We start from the raw sequence: 24,232 nt of genomic DNA, 5'->3' as shown, positions 1-24,232 counted from the left end.
AGGGCTGCTTAATGAGCAACACTTCTATTTTGAAAAAGTTGATTGCAACCTCGCCTACTAATAAAGAACTAGCAATATTTTTGCTAGTATTGAAAGAAAAAAGTGATTTGTTTTATGAAGAACATGAAAACGTGAAAATGGATTTTCTTATGAGAGGTATTTGCGTTAATGAAGTGGATGGTTTACTTGAAGATCCATCACTTTTCCCATCAACATGGCTACCGAGACATCTGCGATGGGAATCGATCCTTCATACGAAAGGACAACAATTAACAATTCTCCTTTCTGAAGCGAAACAGCATATGGATTATACTAATTTCATTGAGATCGATCCAAACACAGCGGAGAATTTCATTCGACTGATAGATCTTACTTCTAAAAAATAGACCAGCTGAACAGCTGGTCTATTTAAATTTGGGGTATGAAACGGGGATGCGTTTGGGATGCACAGTTGGAGGAATGAATTACTGTGCGATCATTTGTTTTTTTGAATTTTTATTACGAGATAGTGAGAATTGGTCTGTTGTATAACCTTGAAGATGTTGTTCAAGCTGTGCTACTCGTTGACTTAATGAGTGCATTTGTTGATTGGCCTTACCAAGCTTGAATATGAGGTCGCCTATAAGGATTTCCATTGAATCATTACGCATATTTGCTTTCAATTAGCCCTCTCCTTATATACTTTAAATTGGTTGTGCTTCTTTTTCTTCTGCAGGTCGGCCACCCATAAATTTGACTGAATCCGCAACGACTTCTGTAATATACACCTTCTTCCCATTTGGATCTTCATAATTTCTCGTTTGAATTTTACCAATGACTCCAATAATGGAACCTTTTTCACAAAACTTCGCTGTGTTTTCCGCAGTCTTATTCCATAAAGTACATAAGACAAAATCAGCATCGATCTCTCCTTGGCTATTACGATAGTGGCGATTCAAGGCTAATGTGATATTTAATACTGCCTTTCCTTCCACTGTATACCGGAGTTCGGGATTTTTCGTCATTCTACCGACAAGTGTTACTTGATTTATCATTTTTTCAACTCCTTTCTAGTCGGGTATCTATATTTTATTATGGAATTTTTCTTCTGTAAAACAGCTGAAAACTATATTCCAATGATTTTTTTCGCTGAAAATTTGCTTTCTGGAGAAGGTTTAAAGGTTTCTGAAGCTTTTTTTATAAAGAAAACTTATTTACATAGAATTTTCCAGTTAAGGTTATTATGTTATAATCTGAGTAAATGAACTGGGAGGCATGCGAAAGTGAAAACTTTTAAAATTGTTGCTCTGCAAGTTCTTGAACCAACAAGGACCAAGAATATTCCGTTAACAGATGGATTAATCATTAATAAAGAAAACGAAGATGGCATGTGGATTATAGAAGCTTATATTGATGTAATGTATGAGTCATTTTTCCAACATAAACAAGAAGACCAAGAAGAGTTTGAAATTAGTGTAATTATTACCCATGCAGGAAATGATCCGGCTCCTTTTACAGTTAAGGTGCATAGGGTAAGACGTTTTGAGGATCATATTAGTGTTTTATTTGAAGGTAAACTTAGCATGCGTCGCAATGAATATTCCGAATTACTCCTCGATGATTTAATTAAAGACGGATATGGCGGAAACCAATTGATTGAGGAATTTAAAAAAAGAATGAAAGAAAAAAAGCCCGTTTCTAACAGCTAGAGCAAACAAAAAAAGCAGGGAATCCCCTGCTCTTATCTATTGTTGTCTTTGTCTTTGTTGTTGTCATCATTTAAATCAGTGTCTAATTCGTTATTATCCACGCCATTGTCACCATCGATCACATCATTATTATCCATGCCATTATTGTCATCCATCACACCATTATTGTCATTCATATTATCTTCATTTACACCGTTATTATCATTCACACCATTATTATTGTCCTCTACTACTCCATTATCATTTGCTGGTGGTGGTGGCTCCTGATCATTATCATTATTAGCACAACCTACAAGTAGCATAGAGGCAATGGCTGCTCCTCCAATTAATTTCGTTACTTTTGCATTCATTTTGTAAGCTCCTTTCAGATTTTAGGCCCACATGAAGTGGTTATACCGGCTGTTTTACCTTATATGAAAGGCTTTTAACCGATGAACCTTTTTTTGGACCTTTCTAGGTCTGATAGTAGCTTTCCCCATTTCCCCAAAATACACTAAAAAGTTTTTATAATATCAAAAGATTTATTTTAAAACAGAGGTAAAGGCGCTATCTTCCAATACTTTTCGTTTCAATATTGTTTTAGCTAGTTGCAGCGTTTCGCACTTACAATATATAAAATAAAAAACCCACTTGAACGATTGTACTGTCCATAGTGGGTTTTGTTACAACTATTTTTCAAGTGCAAATGTAATTTCTGCTTCACATACAACTTCTCCGTCAACTGAAGCTACAGCTTTACCTTTGCCGATTGGTCCTTTAATACGAATAATTTCCACTTCCAGTAGCAGTTGATCGCCCGGCTTTACTTGACGCTTAAATCGGCATTTATCGATACCTGCAAAAAAAGCCAAACGGCCTCGATTTTCTTCTTTAATAAGCATCGCAACAGCACCCACTTGAGCGAGAGCTTCAACAATCAATACTCCTGGCATAACCGGATAATCCGGAAAATGACCATTGAAAAACTCTTCATTCGCCGTTACATTTTTTAGCCCTACTGCTTTCTTTCCCTCTTCCAATTCAGTAATCTTATCCACTAATAAGAATGGATAACGATGCGGAATGATTTCTTTAATTTGTTGGATATCAAGCATCATTAAAACCTCCCATATGTATGATTATCATAACAAAAATAAGGAAGACAACTGCTTCCTTATTTTTTCTCGACAACTATATCGATGATATGCGTCCACGTCTTTTTTTGCAAGGCATCTGTAGGCTTGCCATCACCGAGCACTCCGTAACCTACCATTACTCCTGCAACAAGGCTTGCTGCAGTTAATATAATAACAAGAAACACACGAAGCCAGATAGGCAGAAACCTAATCCTAATTCGGCTCACTTCATCCGTTTGAGTTTCTGTCTTTACCTCTTGTTTCTTATTCTTTTTAATATCTTCCCTTGTTTGAACCTTCGCTTGGCTGATTTGTTTAGCCGCCATACAATAAACCCCTTTAATCCAGTTTTGACCATATTTATCTTCATTGTCAAATCAGGATATTGAAACTATTGATGAGTCATGCACATCATTAAAGATATTTTATCATATCATACCACATTTTAGCGAATGCCGTTTACAAGTCCCATCATTTGATCAGATAAAGAGATGGAGCGAGATTGAAATTGCAGTGCACGTTGTACGTTTATCATTTCAGTCATTTCTTTACTCAAATCTACATTAGAAGCCTCAAGCGCTTTTTGTTGAACTGCAACTTGATTTCGTTCAGCACCAGTCAATTCAGTATAAATAAGAGCAGGATTGACCCCAGGCTGTAAATTTTCAGGGAGTCCAAGGAGATTATCCCCTTTTTGCTCCATATATTGTGGTTTATTGATAGCCACCACACCTAAATTAGCTGTCAACTGTTGGCCGTTTTCAGATTGTGCTTGAAAAACACCATTTTGAAATATGGTAAACTCCTTCAGTTGATCAGAAAAGACAATACTATTATTATTATCATCAAGCACAGGGTGTCCTTCTGCTGTTACTAACATCACTTCATTATTTCCAGACGGTGTTAAATATAATGCGCCATTGCGAGTAAAGCGAATAGCAGTTTGCCCGTTTTCTTGGACCTGTACTTTCAGAAACTGATTTTCTTCTGTAAAAGCAATATCTAGCGCTCGATCAGTATTTTGGATTGCACCTTGTTGCAGCACCATCATTGATTTAGAGATTTTTGCCCCAACTCCTTGGCGAAGACCTTGTGGAGTAAGACGTCCAACTTCTTTTTCTTCGATTGGTTGGTTATTTAACTGCTGATAAACCATATCAGAAAAAGATACATCTCTTTTTTTAAAGCCATTTGTTTGGACATTGGAAATATTATGGCTAATAATATCAAACTGCTTTTGTAATTGACTAATTGTATTAACTGCAGTTGTCATAGATCTTGTCATATGTCTAACTCCTTGTTAGCAACGATTCTTAGCATGTTATCCATTCACTCTGCCAACTTCATTCACTGTTTTTTCCATACTGCGATCGTATGCTTGAAGTATTTTCTGATTCGCCTCAAATGCTCTGTAAGCCGTGAGCATCTCCGACATCGTACGGGATGGGTCAACAGTAGATGCTTCCATAAAACCCTGTGTAACGCTATAAGAAACGTTCTCAGCTGCATTGCCTAAAGGAGTACCATCCTCTGTTCGAAATAGGCCACTTCCTTCTTTGATTAACATTTCCGGCGTTTCTGTTGACGCAATACCAAGTCTGGCAATTAGTTCACCATTTTCTTCGATATTACCGTTGCGATCAACGATAAATTGATCACTATTTAAAGTGATTCGATTACCATTGTCATCTAGAACTGGCCAACCGCTACCTGTCGTTAGTACCCCATCCGCATCGATGGTGAATCTTCCGTTTCGCGTATACTTCGTTTCCCCATCACTTTCCACTGTAAAAAAAACAGGTCCTCCTGCTATATCCGTAAGTGCTAAGTCTGTTTGCCGATCGGTTTGTCTTAAATCTCCTTGGACAAAGCGAGGAATCGTTTCCTGCATATATACACCAGTATTAATAGATCCAACTTCTTTCGCTCTTGACGACGAATCCAAACGCTGTAGAAGCATCTCTGGAAATGCTCTAATCGCAGCTTGATCTTCTTTAAAACCAGCAGTATTCACATTTGCCATATTATTTGTCAGCATATCCGTTTTGCGCTGTTGAGCGTACATTCCGGAGGCTGCTGCTTGAAAGCCTCGTAACATTCAATCACCTCAATACAATTGGTTCGTTTTAGCAATACAGTTTTTCTGCATTGCACACTTACTATATATATCGGTTCGTTCGGCCTGTTTTATAGGTATTTTTATTTTCATTCAGATTCAACTTTTGGATGAATGGCTTATACAAAATTGCGTCTTGCAATTCTATCCATGTTTTCAAGCATGATACCAGTTCCACTAGCAACAGAGTCCATTGGGTTTTCTGCGATTAAGACTGGAACTTTTAGTTCTTCGGCAAGTAACTGATCTATACCATGTAGAAGTGCTCCACCACCAGTTAAAATAACCCCTCGATCAATAATATCAGCAGATAATTCTGGTGGTGTTTTTTCCAAGACATTTTTGGCTGCTTGCACAATAACATCGACAGATTCACGAAGTGCTTGTTCGATTTCTTTAGAATTTACTGTGATCGTTCTTGGCAGACCACTTACCATATCTCGCCCGCGAATTTCCATTTCTTCCTCACGCGCCCCTGGGAAAACAGTACCAATGTTGATTTTGATATTCTCGGAAGTTCTTTCTCCAATTAATAGCTTGTACTCTTTTTTTACATAGTTTAAAATTTCATTATCAAAGTTATCTCCAGCCATTTTAATGGATGAAGAAGTAACGATGTCTCCCATGGACAATACAGCTACATCTGTAGTACCGCCTCCGATGTCTACTACCATATTTCCGCTTGGTTCAAATATATCCATCCCAGCACCAATGGCAGCAACTTTCGGTTCTTCTTCAAGATAAATTTTCTTGCCACCGCTTTTCTCAGCTGCTTCTCTAATCGCTTTTTGTTCAACACTCGTAATATTAGTTGGGCAGCAAATCAAAATTCGTGGCTTCGATAAGAAACCTTTTACATTTAATTTATTGATAAAATGTTTTAGCATTGCTTCTGTTACGTCGAAATCGGCAATTACACCGTCTTTTAATGGCCGAATTGCTATGATGTTTCCCGGAGTCCGTCCTACCATTTTTCTTGCTTCCTCACCAACAGCTAATACTTTATTCGTATTGCGATCAATTGCTACAACAGATGGCTCATTTAGAACTATTCCTTGTCCTTTTACATGTATTAACACATTTGCTGTCCCTAGATCTATCCCTATGTCCTTTGCAAACATCACTAACCCCTACTTTCACTATTATCATCGTTCATCAATTTTTCATATGTCAAAAGTCATAATTTGTTGATTTCCCTAATTGTTTATTTTACCATATACATTCCATGAAAAGGAATAGAACTGGAAAAAAGTTTGACATATTTTCTAATATCAGTACTGGATTTATTCGCGAAAAAAAGAAGGGTATTGTTGCCCCCTTCCTATATTATATTTATTTCACTGGTTCACTTTCCAACTCTTTTTTTTGATATTTTTGTTTTGTTGCTTCCCCTCCTCGTAAGTGCCTAATTGATTTATGGTAATCCAAAATATCTTTTACTTCACTTGCCAAATCAGGGTTGATCTCTGGCAACCTTTCGGTCAAATCCTTATGAACTGTACTTTTAGATACGCCAAATTCTTTTGCAATAACGCGAACCGTCTTTCTTGTCTCCACGATATACCTTCCTATCTTGATTGTTCGCTCTTTGATGTAATCGTGCACACCACTCGCCCTCCTTGAATTGGATGTGAGGAGTGTGAAATGAGACTCGTCTTTTATAATAAATTTAGGTATGCTCTTGAGATCATTGTCCATTAGCAACATTCACAACATGGGCTATAAGTAGCAAAGATATTTATATCAACTGGATTTCTTTTTAGGAAATGAACAAATATATAACTGAATATACAATTTCGATCAACGATTCCTCACCTCAAACACTCTCTTTTTAATACAGTTTGTATATACTTATTTGTCCTAGTTCCAATATATGCCCAAATATCATATTCAGAATGAATATAAGGCAGTTTTGTCATGAGGTAATAACTTTTGAGGAATATATACAGCTATTATTTCCCGAGAAATATGTCGAGATTTATATTTTTATACATAGATGAATGCGAAGAAACGGATGATAAGCATCCATTCTTGTGTAACGATAATAATAATGCAAAAAAAAAGACAGAGCCATAGTGGCCTGCCTAGAGCGATTAATCTCGCTTAATTTGTAGTTGGTTCATTGTCAGCTGAGTCTGTCGTTTCCTCGTCAGTTGTTTCTGCATCCGTTGCGCCATCAGCATTTTCATCTTCAGATACACTTTCTGACTTATTATCTTCAGATACATTTTCTGACTTATCGTCTTCAGACACACTTTCTGACTTATCGTCTTCAGACACGCTTTCTGACTTATCGTCTTCAGACACGCTGTCAGACTCATCTTCTTCAGGTGTAGTGCTTGTCGTATTATCAGCATCAACCTGTTCAAGAGCCGTTACTGGTTGTCCAAAGAAACTAAGTGGGTTTACTGCTTTGCTTTCTTTACGTATTTCAAAATGAACATGGTTTTCAGCAGCTTTATTCAATTGGCTTGTACTTGAAGTTGCTAGCACTTCACCTTGCTTAACCATATCTCCAGCTTCTACTTGAATGTCTTTTACCGCCTGATAAACAGTCATAATGCCTTTGTCGTGCTCAATCTCTATTACATTTCCTAGCAAATTGTCTTGTCTGACAGCTGCTACTTTTCCGCTAAGCGCAGATACTACTTTAAATTCCTTGCCTTCTTTATGAGCGATATCCAGCCCCATATTAGGTCGATACATATCCCCATCAACAATTAGTGCTTTCTCTTGATCTTCGGCAGATGCAGCGGAATCAAAAAATTGTGTTACTACTTCTACTTCATCTTGATTTTGTACTGGCATCGCAAAGTTTTCAAAAGATTGATTGACTTCAATAGATGGTTCATCATTTTTATTGCCAATCAATTCCTTACCTGGATCAGCTACTTCTGGTCCCTTTGCTATGTTCAATCCACCTGTTTGGTACCAAACGATCATGGAAATGAGCAATGCAGCACTAACTAAATAAACTGCTGGAAATACCCACCGCTTTTTAAAAAACTTTTTGACTTGAGAAGATTGGTTCTTTTCTTCCTCTCTCATTTTCATCACCTCTAGCACCATTCTGAACAGAATTACAGAATAATATACTTCACAAAAAAAATTTTGCCATTTAGTTTTCGACAAACGCAGAAAATTATACTAAAGAATGCTATGTGGATTACTTTTCCAGGTGTTTTTTAAATAGTAAACGGAGAAAAATTTGTAGTGATTACCATATTTACTGATTAAACAACCAATTACTGTTGTATGGATGAAGAACATTTAAAATTATGGTGAATAAAACCAACTATCCCGTAGCATTTACGTGATGATCATCGCGCTTACTGGCTATTGTCGGACTTTTACTGGCCGTCGCTTGAGGGTTACTGGCCATCAAAGCTTTCTTACAAGCCATAGCCAATAGCTTTCTGGCGGTCACAACCATTTTACTGGCCATGGCCACCTTTAGCCGTTGAGCTGACGGGGTTACTAGTTGATATTCACTTTTTTCACGCTCTAGTATCGAAAGTCCATATAATTGTTTCATCTAAATAGTAGAAAGTATCTACATTTTTCTTCGCTCCGTGATAGATAATATCAATAAAAAAGCGCGGATTCCCTATATAAAGAGAATCCGCGCTCTATATTATTGAGTCGATGCGAGCTTTTGATCAAAAAATGGTTCGATATCTGAGATTTTTACATCTTTATAATAATGATTGACAATCTCTTGATAATCTTTTCCTTCCTTTGCCATACCATTCGCACCATACTGGCTCATTCCTATCCCGTGCCCGTATCCTTTCGTCGTGATGATGATGGAGTCACCTTTATGAATCCAGCTGAAGTCTGTAGAGCGGAGTTCAAGTTTTTCTCGTATTTCTCGTCCTGTAAATTTCTTCCCGTTTATCTCTATTTCAGCAACCTTTTTACCAGGAGTTCTTGCGAGAATAGTTCCCACATCTGTCCCTTTGCCAATTTTAACGCCAAGTTTTTGTTCAAACTCTTTTGTACTTAACGTCATTTGGCTTTCAAATTCTGGGGACTCTTTACTATCCCATGGACTTTTTACACTTTTTAAATATGGTACTTGATTTTCCCAATAGTCTTCTGCATTTTCTGTATAGCCATTGCTTGCAGAGAAAAAGGAAGCTGTAATTGGCTTTTCTTTATACGTTAATATTTTGTTTTGTGTTTCTTTTACAGCACGTTCAATCTTTTTATAATTTTTTTCGTAGTTTTTCCCCCAACTTTTTTTCAGTTCAGCTTGGTTTTTAAATACTTGATGATTAACTGTATCAGATACGTCTACACCTTCAGGTAAGTTTCCATTGTTCGGATTTATTAAATGGCTTGTAATATATGTTCTCGCCGTTAATGCCTGAGCTTTAAGGGCTTCAGGCTCAAATTCCACCGGCATCTCAGAAGCGACCACACCAATTACGTATTCTTCTATTGGAAGTTTTTCAATATTATTTGTAGCTGATCTAAGAACAGCTACTTCTGTTGTAGATTCTTTAGTTGAAGTTGATTGTTGTGGAGCTGGGGCTTGCACTTCATTCAGCTTTCCGACAGGCTTTTCACCGGAGAAAGGCAACACGAGTAGAGATGGAAGTGTAAATGTGAGCGTAATTAATAGTGCAACTATGATTATAACTGGCTTTATTTGTTTCATGCCGATGCCTCCATTACGAAATTAAGGCGATGCCAAAGTCATCACCCTTGGTTAAATATATGGGAAGGGACAAGCATTTATGCCACCATTCATTAAGGTAGTTGATTCAGAGAATATTTTAATTTAACTGAAAATAATTGTATGAAAAAAAACTCGCAAATGCGAGTTTTTTTATGACTTATTACTAGCCTTCTAAATCAACGACAAGATCACTGTTATTTTCTTTGACAGCTTCTTCTGTTTCCTCATTCACACGTTCAATGTCGGCTCCTAATGCACGAAGCTTTTCATGGAAATGGAGATAACCACGATCTAGATGCTTAAGCTCTGTTACACGTGTGTATCCATCTGCTCTTAAACCGGCGATAATCAAGGCTGCTCCAGCTCTTAAATCAGTTGCAGCGACCTCTGCTCCTTGAAGCATACTCGGACCGGAGATAATAACAGATCTACCTTCAATTTTGATTTCGCTATTCATACGACGGAATTCTTCAGCATGCATATAACGATTTTCAAAAACTGTTTCTGTAATAACACTAGTGCCATCTGCACATACGAGTAAAGCCATCATTTGTGACTGCATGTCTGTTGGAAAACCCGGATGTGGCATTGTTTTAATATCTACAGCTTTTAACTTTTCAGGTCCAATTACACGTAATCCATTTTCCTCTTCAATAATGGTTACATTCATCTCTTCCATTTTCGCGATTACAGATGTCATGTGTTCTGGAATTGCTCCTTCTACAAGCACATTACCGCCCGTAATAGCTGCTGCAACCATAAATGTCCCAGCTTCAATTCTGTCAGGGATAATCGTATGATCTGCGCCATGTAATTCTTTTACACCTTCAATACGAATAGTTCCTGTGCCAGCGCCGCGAATAATCCCGCCCATTTCATTAATATAATTGGCAAGATCAACAATTTCTGGCTCTTTTGCACAGTTTTCTAATGTAGTAAAGCCATCCGCTAATGCTGCAGCCATCATAATATTTTGAGTCGCTCCCACACTTGGGAAGTCTAAATATATTTTAGCTCCTGTTAAACGATCTGCTGTCGCTTCAATAAAACCATTGTCAACCTTTACTTTAGCTCCCATCGCTTCAAAACCTTTTAAATGAAGGTCTATTGGACGCGAACCGATTGCACAGCCTCCAGGTAATGCTACACGGGCTGTTCCTTGTCTAGCAAGTAATGGACCCATCACAAGTACAGACGCTCTCATTTTTCGAACATATTCAAATGGTGCTTCTATTTTTAGTTCATTTGATGCATCAACAGTAATTGTTTTATCATTAAATTCAACGCCGGCGTTTACATGACGTAGCACTTTACCGATTGTATATACATCGGAAAGATTAGGTACATTCCGAATGACGCTTTTTCCTTCACTAGCTAATAATGATGCAGCGATCACAGGCAATACGGCATTTTTTGCCCCTTCAACTTTAACGGTACCGCTCAGCCTTTTTCCGCCGCGGACGATGATTTTTTCCAAGAGTATTCCCCTCCGCGTACATATTCTTTATATTAATATTCAATCGTTAAGATGGGTGTGCCGATTACAAATGTTGTACTCGATCCCGATCTGCTTTTTCGTAATCCAACTTGCATATTCATTTCAGTATCGGCAAAGGATAAGTTCTGGGCAAAAAGAGAGGATTTTGCTGATATTGAGTAAAAATCACTTTCTTTAAGCGTCTTTATCTCTTCCGCTTGAAAGGATTTAAGTAATCCATCCAAAGATTGATACTTAAATTCTTGAAAACCTTTATTGAATTCGCCTTTTATACAAGAGAAAATAACGGGCTTTTTATCAAATAGCGTCTTCATTGCCAATGTGACATCATTCGACAAGTTTTCCGCAGTATTTTGATTCCAACCTGCTCCTCGTATTTCATATAATAAATACGTTGAGGATTGTCTATTTTTATCGGTCGATATTAATTTAATTGATTCACTGTAAAATTCAAATTGTTGTTGTCCTACAACAACATCCGACCCTGATTCATTCACGGTGTTCCATTCCATATCAGGATATAGTTTTTTTAACCAGTGTATTTTTTCTAACCGTTCTTTCTCATTGGAAAGATAGACAAGTTCTCTTGCATATAAAGACCATTCAATGATCGTCCCATTTTGTTTTTCCACATTTTGAGCCAACATCTGTATATCTAAATCATTTTGCGCTGCACTGATGTTATTCCCAATTAATATAATGACGAAACTAATTGTGACAATAAGATGAAATATTATTAGCATTTTTTTATTTTTCATGTTCTCCCCCCCTCTTAAAAGTGTTTCCACTCTTGGGGAAGTAATACTAAAGGAAAGTCGCTAATTTCAGACCTTTTTTACCTATATTAATTCGACAAAAAATTCATCATATCTATCACATCATAAACAAAAGCACAGTCATTGAAAACAGGTATAAAGTCGCATTTTTATTTTTCCATCGTTAACTTCAAAATAAATAGCGAAGTTGGCGTGCCCAATTTAAATAATCTAGAAAAAAGTTACTGACAATAGAACCAATTGCAATTGTTATTAATATATACAATAACCTTGCCTGAAAAACACGGTTCACTCTGATTAGTTTATCAAAATGTACTGCTTGTAGTCCATAAAATGTGATGGCAATAAAAAACAAATGAGAAATGATGTTAAGCAAAGATTGCTGCCCGAACTCTTCAACCATCTGGACTCCTCCTACAAAAAGTGTTCTCATAAATAACACCTTCTGACCTTAGGATCAGAAGGTGCTCTGTTTTTTTTCTCTATTTATGATCGTATACATTGATACGATTCATCGCGCGTTTTAATGCTAATTCCGCACGTTTAAAATCACTGTCATCCGCTTCTCCCTGTAAATGGGCTTCAGCGCGTTTTTTTGCTTCTTTAGCACGGCCGATATCAATGCTCTCCGCAAGTTCTGCTGATTGGGCAAGAATGGTGACTTGATCGGGACGGACCTCGAGTAATCCTCCGCTAATTGCTACATACTCTGTACTATTACTTTTTGTAATACGTACAGCACCAATTTGGAGCGGGGCAACCGTTGGAATGTGACCCGGAAGTATACCTAGTTCACCTGATTCAGCTTTTGTGCTAAGCATTTCGACATCAGAATCAAATACCGGGCCATCGGGAGTGACAATACTAACTCGTAATGTGTTCATCTTTAACCCTCCTGGTCCGAAATTATGCTTCTACGCCCATTTCTTGCGCTTTTTTGATTGCATCTTCGATTGTTCCAACAAGACGGAAAGCATCCTCAGGAAGATGGTCATATTTACCTGCAAGCAAGTCTTTGAAGCCTTTTACAGTCTCCGATACTTGTACGTAAGAACCTTGCTGTCCTGTGAATTGTTCAGCAACGTGGAAGTTTTGCGATAGGAAGAATTGAATTCGACGCGCACGAGCAACTGTTAATTTGTCTTCATCTCCGAGCTCATCCATACCTAGAATCGCAATAATATCTTGTAATTCTTTATAGCGTTGCAATGTTTGCTGTACTTGAGTTGCAACTTGATAATGTTCTTCACCAACGATTTCAGGTGAAAGTGCTCTTGAAGAAGAAGCTAATGGATCCACCGCAGGGTAAATACCCATTTCGGAAAGCTTTCTATCAAGGTTCGTTGTTGCATCCAAGTGAGCAAATGTTGTTGCTGGAGCCGGGTCTGTATAGTCATCCGCAGGAACATAAATTGCTTGGATTGAAGTAACAGAACCAACGTTTGTTGATGTGATACGCTCTTGCAATTGACCCATTTCTGTAGCAAGTGTTGGTTGGTAACCAACCGCTGAAGGCATCCGGCCAAGTAACGCGGAAACTTCAGAACCTGCTTGTGTAAAACGGAAAATATTGTCGATAAAGAACAGAACGTCCTGTCCTTGCTCATCACGGAAATACTCAGCCATTGTCAAACCAGTCAATGCAACACGCATACGCGCTCCTGGCGGCTCGTTCATCTGTCCGAATACCATCGCTGTTTTAGTGATAACACCGGAATCCTTCATCTCATAGTAAAGGTCATTACCTTCACGTGTACGCTCTCCTACACCAGCAAATACGGAAATACCACCGTGTTCTTGAGCGATGTTGTTAATCAATTCTTGAATGAGTACAGTTTTACCAACTCCTGCACCACCAAACAATCCAATCTTACCACCTTTAATATAAGGAGCAAGCAAGTCAACAACTTTAATTCCTGTTTCTAAAATTTCTACCTCTGTGGAAAGCTGATCAAATTTTGGTGCTGCACGGTGAATCGAATCACGGCGTACGCTTGCATCAAGCTTTGCATCAAGGTCAATATTTTCACCTAAAACGTTAAATACCCGTCCAAGTGTTACATCTCCTACTGGTACGGAAATTGGTGCATCTGTATCAAGAACATCCATTCCGCGTTGAACACCATCAGTTGATGCCATTGCGATGGTCCGAACAGTATCATCACCAAGATGGAGAGCAACTTCCAATGTTAATTCAATATTTTTATCGGCAGATGTAACTTTAAGTGCGTTATATATATTAGGGAGCTGGCCACTGGCGAATTTCACGTCAATAACCGGACCCATAACTTGTAAAACCTGTCCTTTGTTCATCATTTCCCCTCCTACCTGGGTTAAGGTCTCATTCATATTAAAAATTGTGTTTTTCATTTAATTATAGCACTTGGAAGGTTCAGCTTTTCTTTATTATCTGGCTACAGCGCCAAGCGACTAGCAAACTTCGGGCTTCTTCCTACGATAAGTCAACATCGGCTCGCCTTTCAGGCTTACCGTGTTTCCTTTATCTCGTATCAATAAGGTCCTCGACTAAGATCGCCACGTCCTGTGGCAACGTCGACGCACCCACTTCCTGTGGGCGCAGTTTGTACGCCGCTTACCTAGGCGCTTCCGCTTTTCTTTATTCCAGTGCTGCTACGCCGCCAACGATTTCAGTAATTTCCTGAGTGATTTTTGCTTGGCGTGCTCGGTTAAATGATAGTGTCAGGTCATCAATCAAATCTGATGCGTTATCTGTTGCACTCTTCATTGCTGTCATTCGTGCTGCGTGCTCACTTGCTTTTGCATCAAGTAATGCGCCGTATATTAGACTCTCTGCATATTGTGGAAGCAATACTTCAAGAATGGCTTCTGCTGAAGGTTCATACTCATAAGACATTAATTTTTTTGATGTATCTAGCTCAGTAAGTGGCAGTACTTTTTTCTCTGTCACTTCTTGAGTTATCGCGCTGACAAAATGGTTGTAGTACATATATAATTCATCGAATGTGCCGTCTGAAAACATCCCAACCGCTTTGCTTGTAATTTCCATAATGTCTGCAAAGTTGGGTTGATCCGGAAGACCATTTATTTCAAGTACTACGTTCATGTTTCTTTTGAGGAAAAAGTCGCGTCCCATACGGCCGATGGCAATAATCGCATATTCGTCATCTGATTGATGACGCTCTTTGATTTTGTTAAAAACAGACCGTAAAATACTACTATTATATGGTCCTGCCAAGCCTTTATCCGCTGTGATTACTAAGTATCCCGTTCTTTCCACCTGACGTGAAACAAGCATTGGATGATCTACATCCTTGCTGCCAGCTGCAATACTAGTAGCAACTTCTTGGATTTTTTCCATATATGGCACAAATGACTTGGCATTTGTTTCCGCACGATTCAATTTTGCTGCAGATACCATTTGCATTGCCTTTGTTATCTGGCTTGTTTTCTTGGTCGAATTTATTCGGGTTTCAATGTCACGTAAGGATGCCACTGATTTCACCACCTTTTATTAAAAGTTGGTTAGGCCCACACAAAGTGGGTCACATCGAAACGGTCAAGAGATATGGTTAGAAAGTATTGTGACCTTATACCAGTATTTAGCATTAAAATATGCTTCCTCATTTGACCGTTAGCCGATGTTCCTAATGTGTTTCTTTTATAAGTATTAACTTAAAGTGGGTCATATTGGCATTTCGATTAAACCTGTATGCCAAAATTACTCACTTTTAGCGAATGTCTTTTTAAATGAGTTCAAAGCATCTTTCAAATCTTCCTCTGCTGGAAGTGCACCTGTTGTGCGAATAGATTCAAGAAGCTCTGCACGATTATGATCAAGCCAAGAATATAGTGAATCTTCAAAACGTAAAACGTCTTTAATAGGAATATCATCAAGGTAACCTTTAGTTAATGCATATAGAATCATAACTTGTTTTTCCACTTTAATTGGTTTATTCAAGTCTTGTTTCAACACTTCAACTGTTCGTTGTCCTCGATTTAGTTTCGCTTGTGTTGCTTGGTCTAGGTCAGATCCAAACTGAGCAAATGATTCAAGCTCACGGAATGATGCAAGGTCTAGACGAAGTGTCCCAGCTACTTTTTTCATCGCTTTCACTTGAGCTGATCCACCAACACGCGATACCGAGAGACCTGCGTTAATCGCTGGACGTACACCCGAGAAGAACAAGTCAGATTGCAAGAAGATTTGCCCATCAGTGATAGAAATAACGTTCGTTGGAATATATGCGGAGATATCTCCTGCTTGTGTTTCAACGAATGGAAGTGCAGTTAATGAACCGCCACCCTTTGCGTCACTCAATTTCGCTGCACGCTCAAGAAGACGAGAGTGTAGATAGAAAACATCACCTGGGTATGCTTCACGACCTGGCGGACGACGAAGTAGCAAAGAAAGTTCACGGTATGCAGCAGCTTGTTTTGTTAAGTCATCATAAACAACAAGAACGTGCTTGCCGTTATACATGAATTCTTCACCCATTGTTACACCTGTATATGGTGCAATGTATAGAAGTGGTGCTGGTTGTGAAGCAGAAGCTGTAACAACGATCGTGTAATCTAATGCACCGTGTTTTCGAAGTGTTTCAACCGTTCCACGCACTGTAGACTCTTTTTGACCAATTGCTACGTATACACAGATCATATCTTGATCACGTTGATTCAAGATTGTGTCGATAGCAACAGTTGTTTTACCTGTTTGTCGGTCACCAATAATCAACTCACGTTGTCCACGTCCGATTGGAACAAGCGCATCAATCGCTTTAATTCCTGTTTGCAAAGGTTCATGAACAGATTTACGATCCATTACACCTGGTGCCGCCCCTTCAATTGGACGTGCTTTCGTTGTATTGATCGGTCCTAATCCATCGACTGGCTGGCCAAGTGGATTCACGACACGGCCAATCAACTCTTCTCCTACAGGTACTTCCATGATTCGACCAGTACGACGTACTTCATCGCCTTCACGAATATCTGTATAAGGGCCAAGAATAACGATACCTACGTTATTTGCCTCAAGGTTTTGCGCCATACCAAGTACACCCGTCGAGAATTCGACAAGTTCCCCTGCCATAACATTGTCCAGTCCGTAGGCACGAGCGGTTCCATCCCCAACTTGAATGACTGTTCCAACATCACTTACTTCCATTTCAGCTTGATAATTTTCAATTTGCTTTTTTATCAGCGCACTGATTTCTTCAGCTTTAATGCTCATGAATTTCACCCCTCATTTTTCAAGTCTTTCATTAAATAGTCAATGTACGTTCAAGACGATCAAGCTTACCTCGCAAGCTTCCGTCAAAAATCCGATTACCAATACGTATTTTCAATCCGCCAAGCAGATTTGAATCTACGATGTTTTCAATGTTTAAAGAACGTTTGCCTACTTTGGCAGCAAACGATGCTGAAATAGCTTGTGATTCATCTGACGTCAATGGACGTGCAGAATAGACGATTGCATCCTCAATACCATTTTCCTCATTCGCTAAATCAATATAGGCTTCAGCTACGTTTGCCATCTCTTCCTGACGATGAGAATCAAGCAAAAGCATTAATGTATTTGCAACGACTGGAGATACTTTTGAAAATACATCTTTCAAAACATTTTTTTTCTCATGTAATGTCAATTTTGGAGATGCTAGTAATGTTATAAACGAAGGATTTTCTGTTATGACCTTCTTCACTGTTTGCATTTCCGCCAATAAATCTTGAACGAGATTTTGCTCTTTAGCTAATGTAAAAAGAGCTAAAGCGTAGCGTTCCGCGACAATATTTTGGCTCATCGCTATTCTCCCGCCCTTTGAATGTATTCATTGATCAATTTTTGTTGATCTTCTTCATTCAATTCTTTTTCAATAACTTTAGATGCAATCATTACAGATAATGAAGCTACTTGCTCGCGCAATGCGACAATTGCCTGTTCTTTTTGCTCATTAATTTCTATACGAGCTGACTCTCTCAATCGATCTGCTTCTTGACGAGCGAGTTGGATAATTTCTTCACGTTGAACTTCCCCATGCTCCTTAGAATTTTCAATCATTGATTGTGCTTCTAGTCGAGCTTCTTTCAAAAGGGATTTTTGTTCTTCGAGTAATGTATTAGATTCTGCACGGCTTTTTTCTGCGGCTTCGATTTCATTCGCTATATGTTCTTCACGTTGGATCATGATTCCCATTAGCGGTCCCCATGCAAGTTTTTTCAGTATAATTAATAATACGGCAAAAGCTGCAAGAGTATATAAAATATCGCCGCCGTTAAATTGGACTCCAAGTGCAAATGAGTTGGCTAGCATGTTTGCTTCACTCCTTTCGAAAATTCGGCCCGTATACGAGACCCTCACGATGCGGGTTACTATGGCGTCGCCACACAAGACATGGCGTATATAAGCTTTTGTTCTTTTTTACAAACCTTAAAATTTTAATTTATCTAGCACTTAGCTTAGGAACTCAAGTCATACATTCATCGCTTTCGAAGCGGAAAACGGCCTTCTGTCAACAACGCCTTTATACTTGTAGCTCCTACGCTTTTCATTCTTTACATAAAGGAATGGCGAAGTTTCTCAGCTAGTGAGCTTCGCCATTTTCTTCGTGTCACCGGCTCAAACGTAGCTCGTCCATGCAGTTTTTTCGCCGCTTGGAAGATCGCCGCTTGAACCTGGACGAATTAATATAATTATCTACCTTGAAGCATGAACGCGATAACCGCACCCATAATAGGAATCGCCTCGATGATACCTACACCGATAAACATTGTTGATTGAAGCATACCACGTGCTTCTGGTTGACGTGCCATACCTTCAACTGTTTTAGAAACAACCATTCCGTTACCAATACCTGCTGCTAAAGCTGATAGACCAATTGCGATTGCTGCTGCGATTGCATACATTATAAATTTCCTCCTTGGGTTATAAAAAATATGATTTCCGCTCATTGAACGGTTATATATTAATGGTCGGAACTCACTTTATGCGAGATATAAACCATCGTTAACATTGTAAATATAAACGCTTGTAGTGCTCCTACGAATATACTAAATCCTTGCCATACCATAAGCGGAATAAATCCACCTACTGCACCAATCCAACCAGTTGCTGCTAACGAAGCTAATAAAGCGATCAATACTTCACCCGCATACAAGTTACCGTATAAACGCAAACCAAGGCTGAGTGAGTTTGCTAGCTCTTCAATAATTTTGAACGGGAACATAAATCCTACTGGTCTAAAGAAATCGCGACCGTATTCTTTTGCTCCTTTCATTTTCACCCCATAGTAGTGAGATAAGGCCACAACCATGACGGATAGAGTCAACGTAACAACTGGATCAGCTGTTGGTGATTTCCACCAAAGATCGTCACCGACGATGAGTGCAAATGGTAACCCAAGCATGTTAGATACGAATATAAACATAAGCAAAGTTATTCCAAGTAAATGGAAATTACCACCTGTTTTCCAATCCATATTGCTTTTAATAATACCTTTCACAAAATCCATGATCCATTCCATGACATTTTGCATACCTGTCGGCTTCATTGCTAACTTCCTAGTAGATAGAACCGCAATAAGAATGACGATAACTGCTGAAACGGTAATCATCAATACATTCGACAAGTTAAACCAAAGCCCTGCTATTTTTACTAATGGTGCTCCATGCTCCAATCAAGTTCACCTCTCTTCCCGCTATTTCCGGGATTTGAAAATTTGTTGAACAACAAAATCTATCATAATAACAGCATAAACTGTCACTATTCCAATGATTACGCTTATCAGGTGAAATACATCCGGGAATTTCATCGCTACATACACTGCCACGATTGCTGCTACCATCCTCATTAACGTGCCCATGGAATACACTTTCTTCCCTTCAGCTACTGCTTCGCCGAGGCGGACCGTTCTTCTTAATAACAGCCAATGATTATAAAGGCTAACAGATGTTCCGAGGATCAAGCCCATAAATATAGTTTTATAGTCAGTAAATCCCCATCCCAAAAAGTAAATCGCTAATAGATATAGTATGTACTTACAGTGTCTGTAGAATAATTGCTGGAGTTCCGGCATGTCTTTTTAAGCTCCTGAAAAGAAATGTCGAACTTTGTGGAGCGCAGCTATAAAAATTGCTGTGCTGTGAAGAAGTCCGATGAAAAACTGTGAGTTTGTTGGATCGCTTATATTTCCTTTTACATAAAAAGCCTGTGAGCGCTCAAGCTATTAGTATATAAAAATTACATATATCGATGGCCCATACCCTTTGTTAGCATACAATAGCACCTATTTAAAGTCAATGCGTTTTTAGTTAATTTACGGAAAGGTTTTCACTGTTTTATTGTTTGTTCACAGAATCATCAAAAATCAAAATTCAACAGTTTTTTCAAGTTTGTTCGCAGACAACATGTGCGGGTGTATCAAATTAACGTTTATCGCCATATTTCCATCATTTTTCACGAATGTAGCGCTCGGATTTGCATAATAAAAAAGACGAAGAATTCTCTCCGTCTTTTTTAAAAACTATCGTCATAATTGACACGTCATTTAACCAGCATTTGCGTTTATGCTATTACCCTATAAATGGTGCCGGTCGCTCTGAACGGGCGCTGAAATAATAGAGAATTGCATCTGCTATCCGCGATGACGCATCACCGTCACCATAAGGATTAGCAGCATGTGCCATTTTTTCATATTCTGTTTCATCGTTAAGCAATTCGGATGCCAAGCGATAAATCGTTTCTTCTTCTGTTCCTGCTAACTTTAAAGTACCGGCCTCGATTCCTTCAGGTCGCTCCGTTGTATCTCGGAGTACAAGAACTGGTATAGCCAATGATGGCGCTTCTTCCTGCACCCCTCCAGAATCTGTGAGGATTAAATAGGAGCGATTCGCAAAGTTATGGAAGTCGATTACATCAAGAGGCTCGATCAAATGAATACGCTCATCATTACCAAGTATTTTATCTGCCAATTCACGAACCACTGGATTTAAATGGACTGGGTATACGACTTGAACATCCGACTGTTCCGTGACAATTCGTTTAATTGCCTTGAACATATTTTGCATCGGCTCACCAATATTTTCACGACGATGTGCTGTCAATAAAATGAGTCGGTCATCCCCGAGTTTATCCAGTATTTTATGACTGTAATTGGCTTTCACAGTCGTTTTCAAAGCATCAATTGCTGTGTTACCTGTTATATAGATAACTTCTTTGCTTTTACCTTCATTTAAAAGATTTTGAGCAGAAGACTCTGTAGGTGAAAAATGTAAATCAGCAATAACACCTGTTAATTGCCGATTCATCTCTTCAGGGAATGGAGAGTATTTATTCCATGTCCGCAAACCTGCCTCCACATGACCTACAGGGATTTGATTATAATAAGCAGCAAGACTCGCAATAAATGTGGTGGAAGTATCCCCGTGCACCAAAACGATGTCTGGCTTTACTTCTTTCATTACGCGATCAAGCCCCTCTAAGCCACGTGTTGTCACATCAATTAATGTTTGTCTATCTTTCATTATATTTAAATCATAATCCGGCTCGATGTTGAAAATTTCCAGAACTTGATCAAGCATTTGACGATGTTGCGCAGTTACTGCAACGATCGGATCAAATTCTTCCTGTCGTTTCTGTAGCTCTAGGACAAGCGGCGCCATTTTAATGGCTTCCGGTCTTGTCCCAAAAATAGACATTACCTTCACACGTTTTGTCATTTCAAGCATCTTCCTTCTTATTTCGTTCCAAATAAACGGTCGCCTGCATCACCAAGACCAGGTACAATATAGCCTTTTTCATCTAATTTTTCATCGAGCCCTGCAATAAACATATCCACATCTGGATGAGCTTTTTGCATTGCCTCCACACCCTCAGGTGCAGCAATCAGACACATAAATTTAATATGCTTAGCTCCACGCTTTTTCAATGAATCAATAGCCGCTACTGCAGATCCCCCAGTTGCTAACATTGGGTCAACTACAATAAAATCCCTGTTCTCTACATCTGGCGGAAGTTTTACGTAGTACTCAACAGGAAGTAATGTTTTTGGATCGCGATATAATCCAACATGACCTACTTTCGCTGCTGGTATCAAATTTAAAATGCCATCAACCATCCCAATTCCTGCACGAAGAATTGGAACGATACCTAGTTTTTTGCCTGCTAAAACATTCGATTTTGCTACCCTTACCGGTGTTTCAACATCTACCTCTTCAAGTGGCATATCTCTTGTAATTTCAAACATCATTAATGTTGCTACTTCATCGACAAGTTCACGAAATTCTTTTGTTCCTGTGTTTTTATCCCGTATATACGTTATTTTATGTTGTATGAGAGGATGGTCGAACACATACACTTTGGCCATGTGATATCTCTCCTTCAGTATGATTCATGCCGAAAATACGGATGCTGCAGTCAAGCTTAATTAATCAGCTTATATGTGCTCACTCGCTATTAACGACTTGTCGTTGATTATTCTACCGAAAAGAAACACAATCAGCAAGGAAAATAAATGTGACAAGTTGCATTTTCCGTTTATTTTAATTGCGATCGCTGAAATAAAAAAGGAGAAGATATACTCTGAACAATTTGAATTATTTCCAATGGATTCATACGTGAATTTGGGAATGGATAAGTCAACTCATTTTCTCACGACTTCACCTTCGCAAAAAGCCAGCCAGTCCATGCGCCGTGGGGCTAAAGGTCATAAATAAAGCAGGCAAGAAGGTTAAGTGCGACCTTCTTGCCTGCTTCTCTCATGCTCATCGCCAATATACGGGCGCTTTCGCTTTTCTTTATTGTCTAGCTACAGCGCCCAACAACTTGCAAACTTCACGCTTCTTCCTACGATAAGTCAACATCGGTTTGCCTTACAGGCTCACCGTGTTTCCTTTATCTCGTCAGAATCCCTCTAGTTTGTACGTCGCTAACCGGGCGCTTTCGCTTTTCTTTATTCATACAATGCAAATTTTGCTGTTAGTGTTTCAATGCGATTGCGTGCTTCGTCTAGTTTTGCTTCGTCTTCACGGTTTTTCAAAATGAAGCCAATTAACGAGGCAATTTCATCCATTTCTTCTAAGCCAAATCCGCGTGAAGTTACCGCTGGTGTACCAATTCGAATACCACTTGTTGTAAATGGACCTTCCGGATCGAATGGAATTGTATTTTTATTAACTGTAATTCCTACATCGTCAAGCACCTTTTCTGCTACTTTTCCTGTTAATCCAAATGGGCGCAGGTCAAGTAACACTAAGTGATTGTCAGTTCCACCAGAAACGATATTGAATCCTTCTTTTTCTAAAGATTCACCTAAACGTTTTGCATTAGCGACAACGTTTTCGATGTATGTTTTATATTCAGGAGTCAATGCTTCTTTAAACGCAATTGCTTTCCCCGCAATTACATGCATTAAAGGACCACCTTGTAAACCCGGGAATACAGCACTGTCGATTTTCTTTCCGAATTCCGCCTTACAAAGAACCATACCGCCGCGTGGTCCACGCAATGTTTTATGTGTAGTTGTCGTAACGAAATGTGCGTGTGGGACTGGATTAGAATGAAGACCTACAGCAACAAGTCCTGCAATATGAGCCATATCAACCATAAAGTAAGCTCCAACCTCATCTGCAATTTCACGGAATTTCTTAAAATCAATTTCGCGTGAATATGCACTTGCACCTGCAACAATTAATTTCGGTTTATGTTCAAGCGCTTTTTGGCGAACATCTTCATAATCGATTCTTTGGTTTTCCTCATCTACTCCGTAAGCAACAAAATTGTATTGTACGCCACTGAAGTTAACTGGACTACCATGTGTCAAATGACCACCATGAGATAAGTTCATGCCAAGTACTGTGTCACCTTGTTCAAGAATAGTAAAGTATACTGCCATATTTGCTTGAGCACCGGAATGAGGCTGCACGTTGACATGTTCTGCTCCGAAAATTTCTTTCGCTCGGTCACGCGCTAGATCTTCCACTACATCCACATGCTCACAACCACCATAATAGCGTCGTCCTGGATATCCTTCTGCATACTTGTTCGTCAATACAGAACCTTGTGCTTCCATTACAGCTTCACTAACAAAGTTTTCTGATGCAATCAATTCAATTTTCGTCCGTTGGCGTTTCAATTCATTTTGAATTGCTTCATATACTTGTGGATCTTGTTGTGCAATTTTACTCATTTCGCTCCCCCTCATCAAATCGTCCGTTTTTTACGTAATTAAAAATTCTTTTTCATTCTACCATGCAGAGACATGTTTGCCAATGTATTTCCACTTTATAAATAGCAAAATCTTAACATTATCATTAAATGCATTGTTGATTGTTCAGTTTTAAGGCATTATCTATCGCTCACAACCAGATATTATCAATTAATATT

General features: G+C 38.8%; 28 protein-coding genes. 2 read left to right on the top strand and 26 right to left on the bottom strand.

What is annotated here, in order from left to right; genetic code table 11:
* The first annotated feature begins 11 nt into the window (after positions 1 to 11).
* Positions 12 to 386: a hypothetical protein gene (locus BLE01S_RS15140; RefSeq protein ID WP_066144074.1), complete on the top strand. Its 375-nt coding sequence runs from the start codon at positions 12 to 14 to the stop codon at positions 384 to 386.
* 78 nt (positions 387 to 464) lie between these two features.
* On the opposite strand, the gene BLE01S_RS15135 is transcribed toward BLE01S_RS15140, so the two are convergent.
* Both BLE01S_RS15135 and BLE01S_RS15130 read right to left on the bottom strand, forming a co-directional pair.
* Positions 465 to 662 carry a hypothetical protein gene (locus BLE01S_RS15135; protein WP_066144071.1) on the bottom strand — a complete coding sequence of 66 codons (198 nt, stop codon included), beginning with the start codon at positions 660 to 662 and terminating at the stop codon, positions 465 to 467.
* A gap of 21 nt (positions 663 to 683) precedes the next feature.
* On the bottom strand, positions 684 to 1,034 hold the full coding sequence (locus tag BLE01S_RS15130; protein WP_066144068.1) for a single-stranded DNA-binding protein: 351 nt from the start codon (positions 1,032 to 1,034) through the stop codon (positions 684 to 686).
* A 228-nt stretch (positions 1,035 to 1,262) separates the two neighbouring features.
* On the opposite strand from BLE01S_RS15130, the gene BLE01S_RS15125 reads away from it, so the two are divergent.
* Positions 1,263 to 1,688: a YwpF-like family protein gene (locus tag BLE01S_RS15125; RefSeq protein ID WP_066144065.1), complete on the top strand. Its 426-nt coding sequence runs from the start codon at positions 1,263 to 1,265 to the stop codon at positions 1,686 to 1,688.
* Positions 1,689 to 1,720: 32 nt separating this feature from the next.
* Here the strand turns inward: BLE01S_RS15125 and BLE01S_RS15120 are convergent, their stop codons facing one another.
* The 24 genes from BLE01S_RS15120 to glyA all read right to left on the bottom strand — a co-directional run bounded on the left by BLE01S_RS15120 (position 1,721) and on the right by glyA (position 24,035).
* A complete protein-coding gene (locus BLE01S_RS15120) occupies positions 1,721 to 2,038 on the bottom strand; it encodes a hypothetical protein (protein ID WP_066144062.1) in 318 nt (105 codons plus the stop codon).
* A 318-nt stretch (positions 2,039 to 2,356) separates the two neighbouring features.
* On the bottom strand, positions 2,357 to 2,782 hold the full coding sequence (gene fabZ, locus BLE01S_RS15115; protein WP_066144059.1) for a 3-hydroxyacyl-ACP dehydratase FabZ: 426 nt from the start codon (positions 2,780 to 2,782) through the stop codon (positions 2,357 to 2,359).
* A 59-nt stretch (positions 2,783 to 2,841) separates the two neighbouring features.
* Positions 2,842 to 3,129, bottom strand: coding sequence for a DNA-directed RNA polymerase subunit beta (locus tag BLE01S_RS15110; RefSeq protein WP_066144056.1), 288 nt, complete (start codon positions 3,127 to 3,129; stop codon positions 2,842 to 2,844).
* A 119-nt stretch (positions 3,130 to 3,248) separates the two neighbouring features.
* The gene (locus BLE01S_RS15105; protein WP_066144053.1) at positions 3,249 to 4,088 is read right to left on the bottom strand and encodes a flagellar hook-basal body protein; all 840 of its coding nucleotides are present in this window, start codon (positions 4,086 to 4,088) and stop codon (positions 3,249 to 3,251) included.
* Positions 4,089 to 4,124: 36 nt separating this feature from the next.
* Positions 4,125 to 4,901, bottom strand: a complete 777-nt coding sequence (locus BLE01S_RS15100) for a flagellar hook-basal body protein (protein ID WP_066144049.1) — start codon at positions 4,899 to 4,901, stop codon at positions 4,125 to 4,127.
* A gap of 137 nt (positions 4,902 to 5,038) precedes the next feature.
* On the bottom strand, positions 5,039 to 6,040 hold the full coding sequence (locus BLE01S_RS15095; RefSeq protein WP_066144046.1) for a rod shape-determining protein: 1,002 nt from the start codon (positions 6,038 to 6,040) through the stop codon (positions 5,039 to 5,041).
* Positions 6,041 to 6,251: 211 nt separating this feature from the next.
* On the bottom strand, positions 6,252 to 6,524 hold the full coding sequence (gene spoIIID, locus BLE01S_RS15090; RefSeq protein WP_066144043.1) for a sporulation transcriptional regulator SpoIIID: 273 nt from the start codon (positions 6,522 to 6,524) through the stop codon (positions 6,252 to 6,254).
* Positions 6,525 to 7,022: 498 nt separating this feature from the next.
* Positions 7,023 to 7,973 (bottom strand): stage II sporulation protein SpoIIQ, encoded by a 951-nt coding sequence (gene spoIIQ, locus BLE01S_RS15085; RefSeq protein ID WP_169800034.1) that lies wholly within the window; start codon positions 7,971 to 7,973, stop codon positions 7,023 to 7,025.
* A 580-nt stretch (positions 7,974 to 8,553) separates the two neighbouring features.
* The gene (gene spoIID / locus BLE01S_RS15075; RefSeq protein ID WP_066144033.1) at positions 8,554 to 9,582 is read right to left on the bottom strand and encodes a stage II sporulation protein D; all 1,029 of its coding nucleotides are present in this window, start codon (positions 9,580 to 9,582) and stop codon (positions 8,554 to 8,556) included.
* Positions 9,583 to 9,766: 184 nt separating this feature from the next.
* A complete protein-coding gene (gene murA, locus BLE01S_RS15070) occupies positions 9,767 to 11,080 on the bottom strand; it encodes a UDP-N-acetylglucosamine 1-carboxyvinyltransferase (protein WP_066144030.1) in 1,314 nt (437 codons plus the stop codon).
* 32 nt (positions 11,081 to 11,112) lie between these two features.
* Positions 11,113 to 11,859: a YwmB family TATA-box binding protein gene (locus BLE01S_RS15065; protein ID WP_066144027.1), complete on the bottom strand. Its 747-nt coding sequence runs from the start codon at positions 11,857 to 11,859 to the stop codon at positions 11,113 to 11,115.
* Between the two features lie 187 nt (positions 11,860 to 12,046).
* Positions 12,047 to 12,280, bottom strand: a complete 234-nt coding sequence (locus BLE01S_RS15060) for a DUF1146 family protein (protein ID WP_066144024.1) — start codon at positions 12,278 to 12,280, stop codon at positions 12,047 to 12,049.
* Positions 12,281 to 12,359: 79 nt separating this feature from the next.
* Positions 12,360 to 12,761 carry a F0F1 ATP synthase subunit epsilon gene (locus tag BLE01S_RS15055; protein WP_066144021.1) on the bottom strand — a complete coding sequence of 134 codons (402 nt, stop codon included), beginning with the start codon at positions 12,759 to 12,761 and terminating at the stop codon, positions 12,360 to 12,362.
* 22 nt (positions 12,762 to 12,783) lie between these two features.
* Positions 12,784 to 14,190: a F0F1 ATP synthase subunit beta gene (atpD, locus tag BLE01S_RS15050; protein WP_066144018.1), complete on the bottom strand. Its 1,407-nt coding sequence runs from the start codon at positions 14,188 to 14,190 to the stop codon at positions 12,784 to 12,786.
* Between the two features lie 304 nt (positions 14,191 to 14,494).
* Complete coding sequence (locus BLE01S_RS15045) at positions 14,495 to 15,352, bottom strand: F0F1 ATP synthase subunit gamma (protein ID WP_066144015.1); 858 nt, start codon at positions 15,350 to 15,352, stop codon at positions 14,495 to 14,497.
* Positions 15,353 to 15,577: 225 nt separating this feature from the next.
* On the bottom strand, positions 15,578 to 17,086 hold the full coding sequence (gene atpA / locus BLE01S_RS15040) for a F0F1 ATP synthase subunit alpha (protein ID WP_066144013.1): 1,509 nt from the start codon (positions 17,084 to 17,086) through the stop codon (positions 15,578 to 15,580).
* A gap of 31 nt (positions 17,087 to 17,117) precedes the next feature.
* The gene (locus tag BLE01S_RS15035; protein WP_066144010.1) at positions 17,118 to 17,654 is read right to left on the bottom strand and encodes a F0F1 ATP synthase subunit delta; all 537 of its coding nucleotides are present in this window, start codon (positions 17,652 to 17,654) and stop codon (positions 17,118 to 17,120) included.
* Between the two features lie 2 nt (positions 17,655 to 17,656).
* Positions 17,657 to 18,163, bottom strand: coding sequence for a F0F1 ATP synthase subunit B (atpF, locus tag BLE01S_RS15030; protein ID WP_066144008.1), 507 nt, complete (start codon positions 18,161 to 18,163; stop codon positions 17,657 to 17,659).
* 380 nt (positions 18,164 to 18,543) lie between these two features.
* On the bottom strand, positions 18,544 to 18,756 hold the full coding sequence (gene atpE, locus BLE01S_RS15025) for a F0F1 ATP synthase subunit C (protein WP_066144004.1): 213 nt from the start codon (positions 18,754 to 18,756) through the stop codon (positions 18,544 to 18,546).
* A 59-nt stretch (positions 18,757 to 18,815) separates the two neighbouring features.
* Complete coding sequence (gene atpB, locus BLE01S_RS15020; protein WP_066144000.1) at positions 18,816 to 19,526, bottom strand: F0F1 ATP synthase subunit A; 711 nt, start codon at positions 19,524 to 19,526, stop codon at positions 18,816 to 18,818.
* Positions 19,527 to 19,547: 21 nt separating this feature from the next.
* Complete coding sequence (locus BLE01S_RS15015) at positions 19,548 to 19,925, bottom strand: ATP synthase subunit I (protein ID WP_066143996.1); 378 nt, start codon at positions 19,923 to 19,925, stop codon at positions 19,548 to 19,550.
* Between the two features lie 496 nt (positions 19,926 to 20,421).
* Complete coding sequence (gene wecB / locus BLE01S_RS15010; RefSeq protein WP_066143993.1) at positions 20,422 to 21,567, bottom strand: non-hydrolyzing UDP-N-acetylglucosamine 2-epimerase; 1,146 nt, start codon at positions 21,565 to 21,567, stop codon at positions 20,422 to 20,424.
* A 17-nt stretch (positions 21,568 to 21,584) separates the two neighbouring features.
* Positions 21,585 to 22,214, bottom strand: a complete 630-nt coding sequence (gene upp / locus BLE01S_RS15005; RefSeq protein WP_066143987.1) for a uracil phosphoribosyltransferase — start codon at positions 22,212 to 22,214, stop codon at positions 21,585 to 21,587.
* A gap of 585 nt (positions 22,215 to 22,799) precedes the next feature.
* Positions 22,800 to 24,035, bottom strand: a complete 1,236-nt coding sequence (gene glyA / locus BLE01S_RS15000) for a serine hydroxymethyltransferase (RefSeq protein ID WP_066143983.1) — start codon at positions 24,033 to 24,035, stop codon at positions 22,800 to 22,802.
* Positions 24,036 to 24,232: the final 197 nt, after the last annotated feature.

This window comes from Lederbergia lenta NBRC 16444 (assembly GCF_001591545.1).
GTDB classification, from domain to species: Bacteria; Bacillota; Bacilli; order Bacillales; family Bacillaceae_C; genus Lederbergia; species Lederbergia lenta.
Note: the sequence above shows the minus strand (reverse complement) of the source record. Positions and strands in the feature narration are given on the sequence as shown.